We start from the raw sequence: 12,590 nt of genomic DNA on the forward strand, positions 1-12,590 counted from the left end.
CCCCACCTGCTTCAAGAGGAAACATGCAATGCGCATATGGATCGACGCCGACGCCTGCCCCAAGGCAGCCAAGGACCTGATCGTCAAATTCGCCCTCAAGCGCAAGCTCGAGGTGGTAATGGTGGCCGGGCAGGCCGTGGCCAAACCGGCCTTCGCCGTGGTGCGGCTGATCGTGGTACCCAGCGGCATGGATGCCGCCGATGATTACCTGGTCGAGCATGCCGTGCCAGGTGAGCTGGTCATCTGCAGCGATGTGCCGCTGGCCGACCGCCTGATCAAGAAGGGTGTAGCGGCACTGGACCCACGTGGCCGTGAGTTCGACGAGCGCAACATGGGCGACCGCCTGGCAGTGCGCAACCTGTTTACCGAGTTGCGCGAGCAGGGCCAGGTCGGCGGCGGCCAGGCGCCTTATGGCGAACGCGAAAAGCAGGCGTTCGCCAATGCGCTGGACCGTATTCTGGCCCGCTTGGCCAAGGGCTGATCAGTCAGCCTCGTGGGTCATTTCCAGCACACGATCCACCAACTTGTAAATGCCGCCAGCCGCCTCGCTGATCGACTGGGCCAGCATGTACGCCGGCGTAGTCACCAGCTTGCGCTGGGTGTCCTCGACAATGTCATGCACATCGCACTCTTCATGGGTGCCACCCATCTTGACCACCGCGGCGGCAGTATCGGCATCGTTACCGATGGTGCAGACCACACCCGGGCCGTAGATCTTCGCCGCCAGTGCCGGTGAAATGCACATCAGGCCAACCGGCTTGCAGGCTTCGGCAAAGGCTTCGGCCAAGGCCAGGACCTGCGGGTTGACCGTACACTCGCTACCTTGAGTGGCAAAGTCGGACAAGTTCTTCGCCGCGCCGAAACCACCCGGGACGATCAGCGCGTCGAAGTCCTCGGCCCTGGCCTCGCTGATGTCCTTGACCTCACCGCGGGCGATGCGCGCCGATTCCACCAGCACATTGCGCGACTCAGGCACCTGCTCACCGGTGAGGTGGTTGATCACATGCAGCTGCGCGATGTTCGGCGCGAAGCACTGCACCTGCGCGCCGCGCTGGTCGAGGCGCAGCAGGGTGATCACGCTTTCATGGATTTCGGCGCCATCGTAGACGCCACAGCCGGAAAGAATCACCGCTACTTTTTTCGTCATGCTCATTACTCCAGTGTCGAGGCGCTAAATGTCCTCTAGTTTGGCAGATGTGGCCATAGGGGTTGCCATGGGAGCATCCTAATCTCTCTGGGTACCCTTGGAGGCAGCTGTCCATGGACCTGATTCTGCTGGCCGTACCGTTCTTTTTCGTGCTGATCGCGGTTGAACTGGTCGCCGACCGTGTGCGTGGCCAGCGTAATTTCACCGTGGCCGATTCGATCAACAGCCTGAGCACTGGCGTGCTTTCCACCAGCACCGGCCTGCTGACAAAAGGGGTAGGGGTGGTGACCTATGCACTGGCGTGGGAGCATCTGGCGCTGCTGCACTTGCCGGACCACGCCCTCTGGGTCTGGTTGCTGGCGTTCGTGCTGTACGACTTCTGCTATTACTGGCTGCACCGCTTGGGCCATGAGCGCAATGTACTGTGGGCGGCCCATTCGGTGCATCACCAGAGCGAGGAGTACAACCTCACCACCGCGTTGCGCCAGACCAGCAGCGGTTTCCTCTTTTCGTGGATCTTCTACCTGCCGCTGGCGCTGCTCGGCGTGTCGCCCTGGGTGTTCATAACGGTGGCGTCGCTCAACCTGCTGTACCAGTTCTGGGTGCATACCCGGCACATTCCCAAGTTGGGCTGGCTCGAATGGATACTGATCACTCCGTCCAACCATCGCGTCCACCATGCGCAAAATCCTGTTTATTTGGATCGCAACTACGGCGGTGTGTTCATTCTGTGGGACCGTCTGTTTGGCACATTCAAGGAAGAAGATCCGGCCGAGCCCGTGGTGTTTGGCGTGACCACGCCGCTGGCCAGCTGGAACCCGTTATGGGCCAACCTGCAGTTCTATGCCCAGCTCTGGGACGATGCCCGGCGCACCGAAAGCCTGTGGGACAAACTGCGTATCTGGTTCATGCCCACGGGCTGGCGGCCGGCGGATGTCGCCGCGCGTTATCCACAGGCCAAGCAGAACCTGGCGCTGTTCCGTAAGTTCGCGGTGGCCCTGGGGCGGGCGCAGCAGGTTTACGTGGTGCTGCAGTTCGCCGTTTACGTGGCATTGGGCAGCTACTTGATGAGCGTTGCCGAGCAGGTGCCGACAGCGGCCCTGGTGCTGGGCTGGGCGGTGATGGCCTTGGGCCTGTTTGCCTTGGGCGCGGCCTTGGAGAACCGGCCGTGGGCAGCGCGCCTGGAGCTGGTGCGCCTGTTGTTGAATGCGCCCGCACTGTATCTGGCTGGCGCTCTGGGCTTAGGGGTTGTCACGCCCTTGGTCTGGGCCATGCTCGCGCTTTACAGTTTGCTCAGCCTCGTCAGCCTGGGCTTGTGCGGCGGCCTTGCGCTCGGCGCGCAAGGTGCGAAAGCGCCGGCGCAGCCACAGCAGGGCACCGAGCAGCAGCAGGCCACCGAGCACCCATAGCTCGTACTTCTTCACGTTGCCCAGCATGCCTTCCAGAATGGCGCCGAAGTGGTACGCGGCAGCGCCCAGGGCCAAGGCCCACACGGCTGCACCGATGCCGTTGAGCAGCAGGTAACGCCGGGGTGGGTAGCCAGACAGGCCGATAGCCACGGGCATCACCGTGCGCAGGCCATAGACGAAGCGGAAGCTCAGTACCCAGATGTCGGGGTGGCGGCGGATATGCTCCAGCGCCCGGTCGCCCATTGCCTGCCAGCGCGGCTTGCGCGCAAGGATCTTGCGCCCGTGCCGGCGGCCCATGAAGTACCACAGCTGGTCGCCGGCATAGCTGCCGAAGAATGCCACGATCACCACCAGGCTGATGTCCATGTACCCGCGGAACGCAAGGAATCCTGCAAGCACCAGGATGGTCTCGCCTTCAAAGAAGGTGCCTAGAAAAAGGGCAAAATAGCCGAAATCCTGCAGGAATTGTTGAAGCATTTTCTGAGGTGCTGGCGAAATGAACGCGCAGCCTACCCCTTCACGCGCGTTCGTGAAAGTGCCCAGGCGCGTCTCGACGTGAACAATTGGTAGAAGGACAATGGCTTGAGCCACAAGTCGCGGGCTTGCCTATAGATGTAACACAGACGTCATAATGGCCGCTTATCGTCCCGCTCAATTGATGATAGGGCGTTAACGTCCTCCAGGAACGCCAGATGAATAATGAAGTGCTAACCCCTGTCGCGATCAAGGATGCCCAGGCAGTCCCTGAAGAGATGGTGCAGACCCCGCCAGATCTGCCAGAGGCCCCGGAGCCTGCAGCAGAGGCCGCCGCCCCCGCGCCGGTGCATGCCGCCCCCGCGCCGGCCATCGCCATCCCAAGCCTGGACGACAGCAGCCTGTACATTCATCGCGAGCTGTCGCAACTGCAGTTCAACATCCGCGTGCTGGAGCAGGCGCTGGATGAGTCCTACCCGCTGCTCGAGCGCCTGAAATTCCTGCTGATCTTCTCCAGCAACCTCGATGAGTTTTTCGAGATCCGCGTCGCGGGCCTGAAGAAGCAGATCAACTTCGCCCGTGAACAGGCCGGTGCCGACGGCCTGCAGCCGCATCAGGCGCTGGCGCGCATCAGCGAGCTGGTGCACACCGAAGTGGAGCGCCAGTACGCCATCCTCAATGACGTGCTGCTGCCGGAGCTGGAAAAGCACGCGATCCGCTTCATCCGCCGCCGTTACTGGACGCCCAAACTCAAGACCTGGGTGCGCCGCTACTTCCGTGACGAAATTGCGCCGATCATCACGCCGATCGGTCTGGACCCGACGCACCCGTTCCCGTTGCTGGTGAACAAGAGCCTGAACTTCATCGTCGAACTCGAAGGGGTCGATGCCTTCGGTCGTGATTCGGGCTTGGCGATCATCCCGGCGCCGCGCCTGCTGCCGCGGGTCATCCGTGTGCCGGAAGACGTCGGTGGCCCTGGGGACAACTACGTGTTCCTGTCCTCGATGATCCACGCCCATGCCGATGACCTGTTCCAAGGCATGAAGGTCAAGGGTTGCTACCAGTTCCGCCTGACCCGTAACGCCGACCTGGCACTGGATTCGGAAGAAGTCGACGACCTGGCGCGCGCCCTGCGCGGTGAGCTGTTCTCGCGCCGCTACGGTGATGCCGTGCGCCTGGAAGTGGCTGACACTTGCCCCAAGCACCTGTCCGACTACCTGCTCAAGCAGTTCAGCCTCAGCGAGAGCGAGCTGTACCAGGTCAACGGCCCGGTCAACCTGACCCGCCTGTTCAGCATCACCGGGCTGGACAGCCACCCGGAGCTGCAGTACACGCCGTTCACCCCGGCGATCCCCAAGCTGCTGGCCAACGCCGACAACATCTTCAGTGTCATCAGCAAGCAGGACATCCTGCTGATGCACCCGTTCGAGTCCTTCACCCCCGTGGTCGACCTGCTGCGCCAGGCCGCCAAGGACCCGCACGTGCTCGCTGTGCGCCAGACGCTGTACCGTTCAGGGGCCAACTCGGAAATTGTCGATGCGCTGGTGGATGCGGCACGTAACGGCAAGGAGGTCACTGCGGTGATCGAGCTGCGTGCGCGTTTCGACGAAGAGTCCAACCTGCAGATGGCCAGCCGCCTGCAGGCCGCCGGTGCCGTGGTCATCTATGGCGTGGTGGGCTTCAAGACCCACGCCAAGATGATGCTGATCCTGCGCCGTGAGCAGGGCGAGATCGTCCGCTACGCCCACCTGGGCACCGGTAACTACCACGCCGGTAATGCCCGCCTGTACACCGACTACAGCTTGCTGACCTCCGACGACGCCCTCACCGAGGACGTGGGCAAGCTGTTCAGCCAGTTGATCGGCATGGGCAAGACCTTGCGCATGAAAAAGCTGCTGCACGCGCCGTTCACCCTGAAAAAGGGCATGCTCGACATGATTGCCCGGGAAACCCAGTTCGCCCTGGAAGGCAAACCCGCGCATATCATCGCCAAGTTCAACTCGCTGACCGATGCCAAGGTCATCAAGGCCCTGTACAAGGCCAGCCAGTCGGGTGTGAAGATCGACCTGGTGGTCCGTGGCATGTGCTGCTTGCGCCCAGGCATTCCGGGGGTTTCGCATAATATCCAGGTGCGCTCGATCATCGGCCGCTTCCTGGAGCATACCCGGGTGTTCTACTTCCTCAACGGCGGCGACGAGCAGATTTACCTGTCCAGCGCCGACTGGATGGAGCGTAACCTCGACAAGCGTGTAGAGACCTGCTTCCCGGTGGAGGGCAAGAAGCTGCTGCTGCGGGTGAAAAAGGAACTGGAAGGCTACCTGACCGACAACACCCACGCCTGGACGCTGCAGCCGGACGGGCGCTATGTGCGCAGCACGCCGACCGGCAACCAGAACCCGCGCAGCGCCCAGGCGACCCTGTTGGAGCGCCTGAGCAACCCGGTACTTAACGTACGCTGAGGACGAAGTTGACCCGGGTCAGCCACTCCGCCTCGTTGGCGAAGTCGGCCTGGGTCAGCTGGTTCTGCTCCAGCCAGCCGGCCGGGAAGGCCACATCGAGGCTATTGTCTGCGGCCTGCAGTTGCACCTTCGGCATCTGTTGGGTGCCGCGGATGTGATGGAACAGAATGGCGAAGCGCAGCAGTACGCAAAGACGCAGCAGTTTCACCCCTTCATCGCCCAGTTCGGCGAACTTTTCCTTGGGGATGTTGCGCCGGTGGCCACGGACCAGCAGCGCCATCATCTGCTGGTCTTCACGCGAGAAGCCCGACAGGTCGGAGTGTTCGATCAGGTAGGCGCCATGCTTGTGGTAGTGATAGTGGGCGATGTCCAGGCCGATTTCGTGAATTTTGGCAGCCCAGCCCAGTAGATCGCGCCAGTTACCCTCTTCAAGGTCCCACGCCTTGGCCACTTGGTCAAAAGCGTGCAGCGCCTTGCGCTCGACGCGCGCCGCCTGGCCCTGATCGACGTGGTAGCGTTCCATCAGCGAATTCAGGGTGCGTTCGCGCACGTCTTCGTGGTGGTGGCGGCCAAGCAGGTCGAACAGCACGCCTTCACGCAGCGCGCCATCGCAATGGTCCATGCGTTGCAGTTCCAGCGCGTCGAAGATCGCTTCGAGAATCGCCATGCCGGCTGGGAAGATGGCGCGGCGGTCGGGTTTGACCCCGTCGAAGTCGATCTTGTCGGTGTCGCCCAGCTTGAACAGCCTGCGTTTGACCCATGCCAGCCCCTCGGCGTTGACTTCGCCATTGCCCAGGCCTGCTGCTTTGATCGCGGCGCCGATGGCGCGGATGGTACCGGACGAGCCAATCGCTTCATCCCAGGTCAGGCGGTGCAGGGCGTTCTCGATGCTCATCAGCTCCAGGCGCGCTGCCGTGTAGGCCTGGGCGTAGCGGGCCGGGGTGATCTTGCCATCGCGGAAATAGCGCTGGGTGAAGCTGACGCAGCCCATCTGCAGGCTTTCACGCAGCAGCGGCTCAAAGCGCTGGCCGATGATGAACTCGGTGCTGCCGCCGCCGATGTCGGCGACCAGGCGTTTACCGGGGGTGTCGGCCAGGGTATGGGACACGCCCAGGTAGATCAGGCGCGCTTCTTCGCGGCCGGAGATCACTTCCACAGGGTGGCCGAGGATCACTTCGGCACGCTGGATGAATTCGTTGCGGTTGCGCGCCTCGCGCAGGGCGTTGGTGCCAACGATGCGCACGGCGCCTGCAGGCATGCCGTTGATCAGTTGGGCAAAGCGTTTCAGGCATTCCAGGCCCCGGACCATGGCTTCTTCACTGAGCATGCGTGCTTCGTCGATGCCAGCGGCGAGCTGAACCTTCTCCCCAAGCCGTTCCAGGATGCGGATTTCGGTATGGTGAGCCTTGGCCACGACCATGTGAAAACTGTTGGAGCCCAGGTCGATGGCGGCAATCAGGGACAGGTTCTTCGCTAAGGTATGCGGCATGATCTGAGTAGTCTCGGTCGGTAACCCGGCAATCGTGCCACGTTAGCAGGCTGTCGCCAACGCGCGACTCGCCAGGGCTTGATGCAAGGCAATGTGCCAGTCGATGCTATGACACTTCTGTGACAGTTTCGATTCGTGGCGTCTTGCACAACTATAGTGACACTCAATCGTCCGTGACTTCCTGTAGCGCGTGGGTGCGGCTATGATGGGCCACGATTTTTGCTTACGACCCTGGAGATATCCATGAGCAGCGACCTTATCAAACACGTCACCGACGCCACCTTTGAGGCCGAAGTCCTGCAAGCCCAAGGCCCGGTGCTGGTCGACTACTGGGCTGAATGGTGCGGCCCATGCAAGATGATCGCTCCAGTTCTGGACGACATCGCCAGCACCTACGAGGGTAAACTGACCGTCGCCAAGCTGAACATCGACGACAACCAGGAAACCCCGGCCAAGCACGGCGTGCGTGGCATCCCGACGCTGATGCTGTTCAAGAACGGCAACGTCGAGGCCACCAAGGTCGGCGCCCTGTCCAAATCCCAGCTGGCTGCGTTCCTCGACGCCCACCTGTGATGTGAAAAAGCCCCGGAAATTCCGGGGCTTTTCTTTTCCAACCCACTAGACGTCTAAAAAAGCAAGTGTTACATTCGGCCTCGCACTGTTTCTCCAGTGCCCCCTGCACGCCGTCGCCGACGCACTCCTAATTAGAATCTGTGCGCGATCCTATCGCCTTCTAGCGGCGCGGCTTCATTAAGCCAGAAGCTTAATCCTCCCTTCATACATGATTACGTCATTCCCCTTATGAACCTGACTGAACTCAAGCAAAAGCCGATTACCGATCTGCTGGAAATGGCCGAACAGATGGGCATCGAAAACATGGCCCGTTCGCGCAAACAGGACGTGATTTTCGCCCTGCTGAAGAAGCACGCGAAAAGCGGCGAAGAGATCTCAGGTGACGGCGTGCTGGAGATTCTCCAGGATGGTTTCGGTTTCCTGCGTTCGGCTGATGCGTCCTATCTGGCCGGCCCCGACGACATCTACGTCTCGCCTAGCCAGATCCGCCGCTTCAACCTGCGTACCGGCGATACCATCGTCGGCAAGATCCGCCCGCCGAAGGAAGGGGAGCGTTACTTCGCGCTGCTCAAGGTCGACACGATCAACTTCGATCGCCCGGAAAACGCAAAGAACAAGATCCTCTTCGAAAACCTGACGCCGCTGTTCCCGAACAAGCGCCTGAAGATGGAAGCCGGCAACGGTTCCACCGAAGACCTGACCGGCCGCGTCATCGACCTGTGCGCGCCGATCGGCAAGGGCCAGCGTGGCCTGATCGTCGCCCCGCCGAAAGCCGGTAAAACGATCATGCTGCAGAACATCGCGGCCAACATCACCCGTAACAACCCCGAGTGCCACCTGATCGTTCTGCTGATCGACGAGCGCCCGGAAGAAGTGACCGAAATGCAGCGCACCGTGCGCGGTGAAGTGGTGGCTTCGACCTTCGATGAGCCGCCAACCCGCCACGTGCAGGTTGCCGAAATGGTCATCGAGAAGGCCAAGCGCCTGGTCGAGCACAAGAAGGATGTGGTCATTCTGCTCGACTCCATCACCCGTCTGGCGCGTGCCTACAACACCGTGATCCCGAGCTCCGGCAAGGTACTGACCGGTGGTGTCGATGCCCACGCCCTGGAGAAGCCGAAGCGCTTCTTCGGTGCTGCGCGTAACATCGAGGAAGGCGGTTCGCTGACCATCATCGCCACCGCGCTGGTAGAAACCGGTTCGAAGATGGACGAAGTGATCTACGAAGAGTTCAAGGGTACCGGCAACATGGAGCTGCCCCTGGACCGTCGTATCGCCGAGAAGCGTGTGTTCCCGGCCATCAACATCAACCGCTCGGGCACCCGCCGTGAAGAGCTGCTGACCGCCGACGACGAACTCCAGCGCATGTGGATTCTGCGCAAGCTGCTGCACCCGATGGACGAAATCGCCGCCATCGAGTTCTTGGTCGACAAGCTCAAGCAGACCAAGACCAACGACGAGTTCTTCCTGTCGATGAAGCGCAAGTAAGCGCTCAGATCGTCCAAGCAATGATTGGGGCTGCTTCGCACCCCATCGCCGGCAAGCCGGCTTCCACAGGTCCTCTGCGACCCTTGTGGCGGCCGGCCTGCCGGTGATGGGGCGCGAAGCGGCCCCAAGTCATTTTTGGCCATTGAGCACTGAACGGCGCTACACTCTGCACCCCGACCGATACGGCCAACACGAGGCTCATGCATGCAGTATCGCGACTTGCGCGACTTCATCCGTGGCCTGGAACAGCGCGGTGAACTCAAGCGCATCCAGGTTCCGATCTCCCCCGTCCTGGAAATGACCGAGGTGTGTGACCGCACCCTGCGTGCAAAGGGGCCGGCGTTGTTGTTCGAAAAGCCCACGGGCTTCGATATCCCGGTGCTCGGCAACCTGTTCGGCACCCCGGAGCGGGTGGCCATGGGCATGGGCGCCGAATCGGTCGAGGAGCTGCGCGAGATCGGCAAGCTGTTGGCCTTCCTCAAGGAGCCGGAGCCGCCGAAAGGCCTCAAGGATGCCTGGTCGAAACTGCCGATCTTCAAGAAGGTCGTGTCCATGGCACCGAAGGTGGTCAAGGATGCCGTTTGCCAGGAGGTGGTGGTCGAGGGCGATGACGTCGACCTTGGCCAACTGCCGATCCAGCACTGCTGGCCGGGCGACGTGGCGCCGCTGATCACCTGGGGCCTCACCGTGACTCGCGGGCCGAACAAGGACCGCCAGAACCTGGGCATTTATCGCCAGCAGGTCATCGGCCGCAACAAGGTCATCATGCGCTGGTTGAGCCACCGCGGTGGTGCGCTGGATTATCGCGAGTGGTGCGAGAAGAACCCCGGCCAGCCGTTCCCGGTCGCCGTTGCCCTGGGCGCTGACCCGGCAACCATCCTCGGCGCCGTCACGCCGGTGCCCGATACGCTTTCCGAGTACGCCTTCGCTGGCCTGCTGCGCGGCAACCGCACCGAGCTGGTCAAATGCCGAGGCAGCAACCTGCAGGTACCTGCCACCGCCGAGATCATCCTCGAGGGTGTGATCCACCCGGGGGAGATGGCCCCGGAGGGCCCCTATGGTGACCACACCGGCTACTACAACGAAGTGGACAGCTTCCCGGTGTTCACCGTCGAACGCATCACTCACCGGCAAAAACCGATCTACCACAGCACCTATACCGGTCGGCCGCCAGATGAGCCAGCCATCCTTGGCGTGGCACTCAATGAAGTGTTCGTGCCAATCCTGCAAAAGCAGTTCCCGGAGATCGTCGACTTCTACCTGCCGCCGGAAGGGTGCTCGTACCGCATGGCGGTGGTGACGATGAAGAAGCAGTACCCGGGCCACGCCAAGCGCGTGATGCTGGGTGTGTGGTCGTTCCTGAGACAGTTCATGTACACCAAGTTCGTTATCGTCACCGATGACGACATCAACGCCCGTGACTGGAATGACGTGATCTGGGCCATCACCACGCGCATGGACCCCAAGCGTGATACGGTGATGATCGACAACACGCCGATCGACTACCTGGACTTTGCGTCGCCGGTATCGGGCCTGGGGTCGAAGATGGGCCTGGATGCCACCCACAAGTGGCCGGGCGAGACTACACGCGAATGGGGCCGGGTCATCGTCAAGGACGAGGCCGTCACCCGCCGCATCGATGAGTTGTGGGACCAGTTGGGAATAGATTGATGCAGGTAACGTTGCAGCCGTCCGGGGCGGTGCTGGCGCTCGAACCCGGGGAACGGATCCTGGATGGAGCGCGGCGGCTGGGCTATGACTGCCCGAACAGCTGTCGCAATGGCAATTGCCATGTGTGCGCCGCATTGTTGGTCGAGGGTCGCGTTCGCCAGAATGGTGAGGTGCGCGACCATGGTGAGCTGTTCACCTGCATCGCCGAACCACTGGAGGACTGCGTGCTGCTCTGGGATGGTGTGCTGGCCTTGGGCGAGCTGCCAGTGCGCAAGCTGGCATGCAGCGTCACTGAATGCGTCGAGGTAGGTGGCGACGTCTGGCGCGTGCGCTTGCGTGCGCCGGCTGGCAAGCCACTGCGCTATCACGCCGGGCAGTACCTGATGATCGAGCGCGAGGGCGGCAAGCCGGCGGCGTTCTCGCTGGCGTCTGCCCCCCACAGTGGGCGCGACCTTGAGCTTCACGTGCTGGTCCGCGAAGACAGTGCCAGGCAGCTGTTGGCGCAGTTGCAGCGCGACCCTGTCGCGCGCATCGAGATGCCATTCGGGGACACCCACCTGGCCGAGTTGCCCGATGGGCCCCTGGTGCTCATCGCTGCGGGGACCGGCATGGGGCAGATGCACAGCCTGGTCGAGCATTGCCGCGCCCAGGGCTTCAAGCACCCGGTGCACCTCTACTGGGGGGTGCGACGCCCTGAGGATTTCTACGCCATCGAGCACTGGGCCGAGTGGGAGCGCTTGCCCAACCTGTTCCTGCACAAGGTGGTGAGCGACTTGTGTGGCTGGGAAGGCCGTTGTGGCATGTTGCACGAGGCGGTATGCGAGGACGTGCAAGACCTCAATACGGTTCACGTTTATGCCAGTGGCTCGCCCAACATGGTTTATGCCACGCTCGATGCCCTGGTCGAGGCCGGTATGGATGCGCATCGCATGCGCGCTGATGTGTTTGCCTACGCCCCGCGTGGTTAATAACCGAAGTTCAAAGTAGTGGGTATAAGGCGGTAATTCCTGCCGCCTTGCCTAATAACTTTCACTATACTTTGCAGCAAGGCGCTCCAGTCGTCGGAAGTTCGCGTGAAACTCAGGCTCCAGGGCTTGAGTGTTGGCGCGCTTCTTCTTAAGGTGATTGCAGCCTCCAAGGGCATCGGCGCAAGCCCCGCCCTACAGGGCTTTTCGCGCTATCAGTAGTTCACAGGGAATAATGGCGGCAGCTTATGTCGGCACTTGAAAGTTTAGCCTGGAAAAGCACTTATCCTCCGGCACTCGACTTCGGCCAGCAACTGACCCGCGAGCAATTGATCAACTCCATGCATACCACCATGTCGCGCCATCACGGCGGCCCGGTCTGGTTATTTGCCTATGGTTCGTTGATATGGCGCCCGGAGTGCAGTTCGGTAGAGCGCCAGCGTGCACGGGTGCATGGCTATCACCGTGGCCTTTATCTGTGGTCGCACGAGCATCGGGGCACGCCGGAAACGCCAGGCCTGGTATTCGGCCTCGACCGCGGCGGTTCGTGCAGCGGTTTTGCCTACCGCCTCGATGAAAGCAACCTCGACGACTCGCTGATGGCCTTGTGGCAAAGAGAGATGCCGTACCCGGCGTACCGGCCTCACTGGCTCAGCTGCCGGCTGGGTGATGGCAACAAGGTGCAGGCCTTGGGCTTCGTACTTGAGCGACACCTGCCGTGCTACGCCGGGAATTTGCCCGATACGCTTCTTAGCCAGATTCTTGCCAGTGCCAAAGGGCGCTATGGCACCACGCGTGAGTATGTCGAGCAGACGTTGAACGCACTGCGCAGCCACCAGATGCCCGACCGCAACCTCGAAGCGCGCTTCAGGCGCTGCCACAACCTGCGTGAGGTCTGATCGGGCGGTGCAGCGC

10 protein-coding genes and 1 pseudogene are annotated in these 12,590 nt (G+C 61.8%); 8 read left to right on the forward strand and 3 right to left on the reverse strand.

All coding sequences use genetic code 11. The features are described 5' to 3' along the window. The first annotated feature begins 28 nt into the window (after positions 1 to 28). On the forward strand, positions 29 to 481 hold the full coding sequence (locus tag JNA92_RS15225) for a YaiI/YqxD family protein (protein ID WP_241805471.1): 453 nt from the start codon (positions 29 to 31) through the stop codon (positions 479 to 481). On the opposite strand, the gene elbB is transcribed toward JNA92_RS15225, so the two are convergent. Then, positions 482 to 1,147 carry an isoprenoid biosynthesis glyoxalase ElbB gene (gene elbB / locus JNA92_RS15230; RefSeq protein ID WP_241805472.1) on the reverse strand — a complete coding sequence of 222 codons (666 nt, stop codon included), beginning with the start codon at positions 1,145 to 1,147 and terminating at the stop codon, positions 482 to 484. A gap of 113 nt (positions 1,148 to 1,260) precedes the next feature. Between elbB and JNA92_RS15235 the strand changes: the two are divergent. Continuing rightward, positions 1,261 to 1,887: pseudogene (locus JNA92_RS15235) on the forward strand (sterol desaturase family protein); the annotation flags it as partial. 501 nt (positions 1,888 to 2,388) lie between these two features. Here JNA92_RS15235 and JNA92_RS15240 read toward each other — a convergent pair. After that, positions 2,389 to 3,033, reverse strand: a complete 645-nt coding sequence (locus tag JNA92_RS15240; RefSeq protein ID WP_241805473.1) for a DedA family protein — start codon at positions 3,031 to 3,033, stop codon at positions 2,389 to 2,391. Positions 3,034 to 3,308: 275 nt separating this feature from the next. Between JNA92_RS15240 and ppk1 the strand changes: the two genes are divergently transcribed. Continuing rightward, complete coding sequence (gene ppk1, locus JNA92_RS15245; protein ID WP_372490516.1) at positions 3,309 to 5,489, forward strand: polyphosphate kinase 1; 2,181 nt, start codon at positions 3,309 to 3,311, stop codon at positions 5,487 to 5,489. Here ppk1 and ppx read toward each other — a convergent pair. After that, positions 5,476 to 6,978, reverse strand: a complete 1,503-nt coding sequence (gene ppx / locus JNA92_RS15250) for an exopolyphosphatase (RefSeq protein ID WP_241805475.1) — start codon at positions 6,976 to 6,978, stop codon at positions 5,476 to 5,478. The two genes, ppk1 and ppx, sit on opposite strands and share 14 nt — an antisense overlap. Positions 6,979 to 7,221: 243 nt before the next feature. Here ppx and trxA point away from each other — a divergent pair, with 243 nt between their 5' ends. The 5 genes from trxA to JNA92_RS15275 all read left to right on the forward strand — a co-directional run bounded on the left by trxA (position 7,222) and on the right by JNA92_RS15275 (position 12,574). Beyond that, positions 7,222 to 7,551: a thioredoxin TrxA gene (gene trxA, locus JNA92_RS15255; protein ID WP_009684153.1), complete on the forward strand. Its 330-nt coding sequence runs from the start codon at positions 7,222 to 7,224 to the stop codon at positions 7,549 to 7,551. Positions 7,552 to 7,779: 228 nt separating this feature from the next. Next, positions 7,780 to 9,039, forward strand: coding sequence for a transcription termination factor Rho (rho, locus tag JNA92_RS15260; RefSeq protein ID WP_003253661.1), 1,260 nt, complete (start codon positions 7,780 to 7,782; stop codon positions 9,037 to 9,039). Positions 9,040 to 9,243: 204 nt separating this feature from the next. Continuing rightward, positions 9,244 to 10,710, forward strand: a complete 1,467-nt coding sequence (gene ubiD, locus JNA92_RS15265) for a 4-hydroxy-3-polyprenylbenzoate decarboxylase (protein ID WP_012316791.1) — start codon at positions 9,244 to 9,246, stop codon at positions 10,708 to 10,710. Next, entirely contained in the window at positions 10,710 to 11,678 is a 969-nt protein-coding gene (locus JNA92_RS15270) for a CDP-6-deoxy-delta-3,4-glucoseen reductase (protein ID WP_241805476.1), read from the forward strand. The genes ubiD and JNA92_RS15270 overlap by 1 nt, the downstream gene beginning before the upstream one ends. A gap of 245 nt (positions 11,679 to 11,923) precedes the next feature. After that, the gene (locus JNA92_RS15275) at positions 11,924 to 12,574 is read left to right on the forward strand and encodes a gamma-glutamylcyclotransferase (protein WP_241805477.1); all 651 of its coding nucleotides are present in this window, start codon (positions 11,924 to 11,926) and stop codon (positions 12,572 to 12,574) included. The last annotated feature ends 16 nt before the right edge of the window (positions 12,575 to 12,590 follow it).

Source organism: Pseudomonas putida (assembly GCF_022627325.1).
Lineage (GTDB): Bacteria > Pseudomonadota > Gammaproteobacteria > Pseudomonadales > Pseudomonadaceae > Aquipseudomonas > Aquipseudomonas putida_X.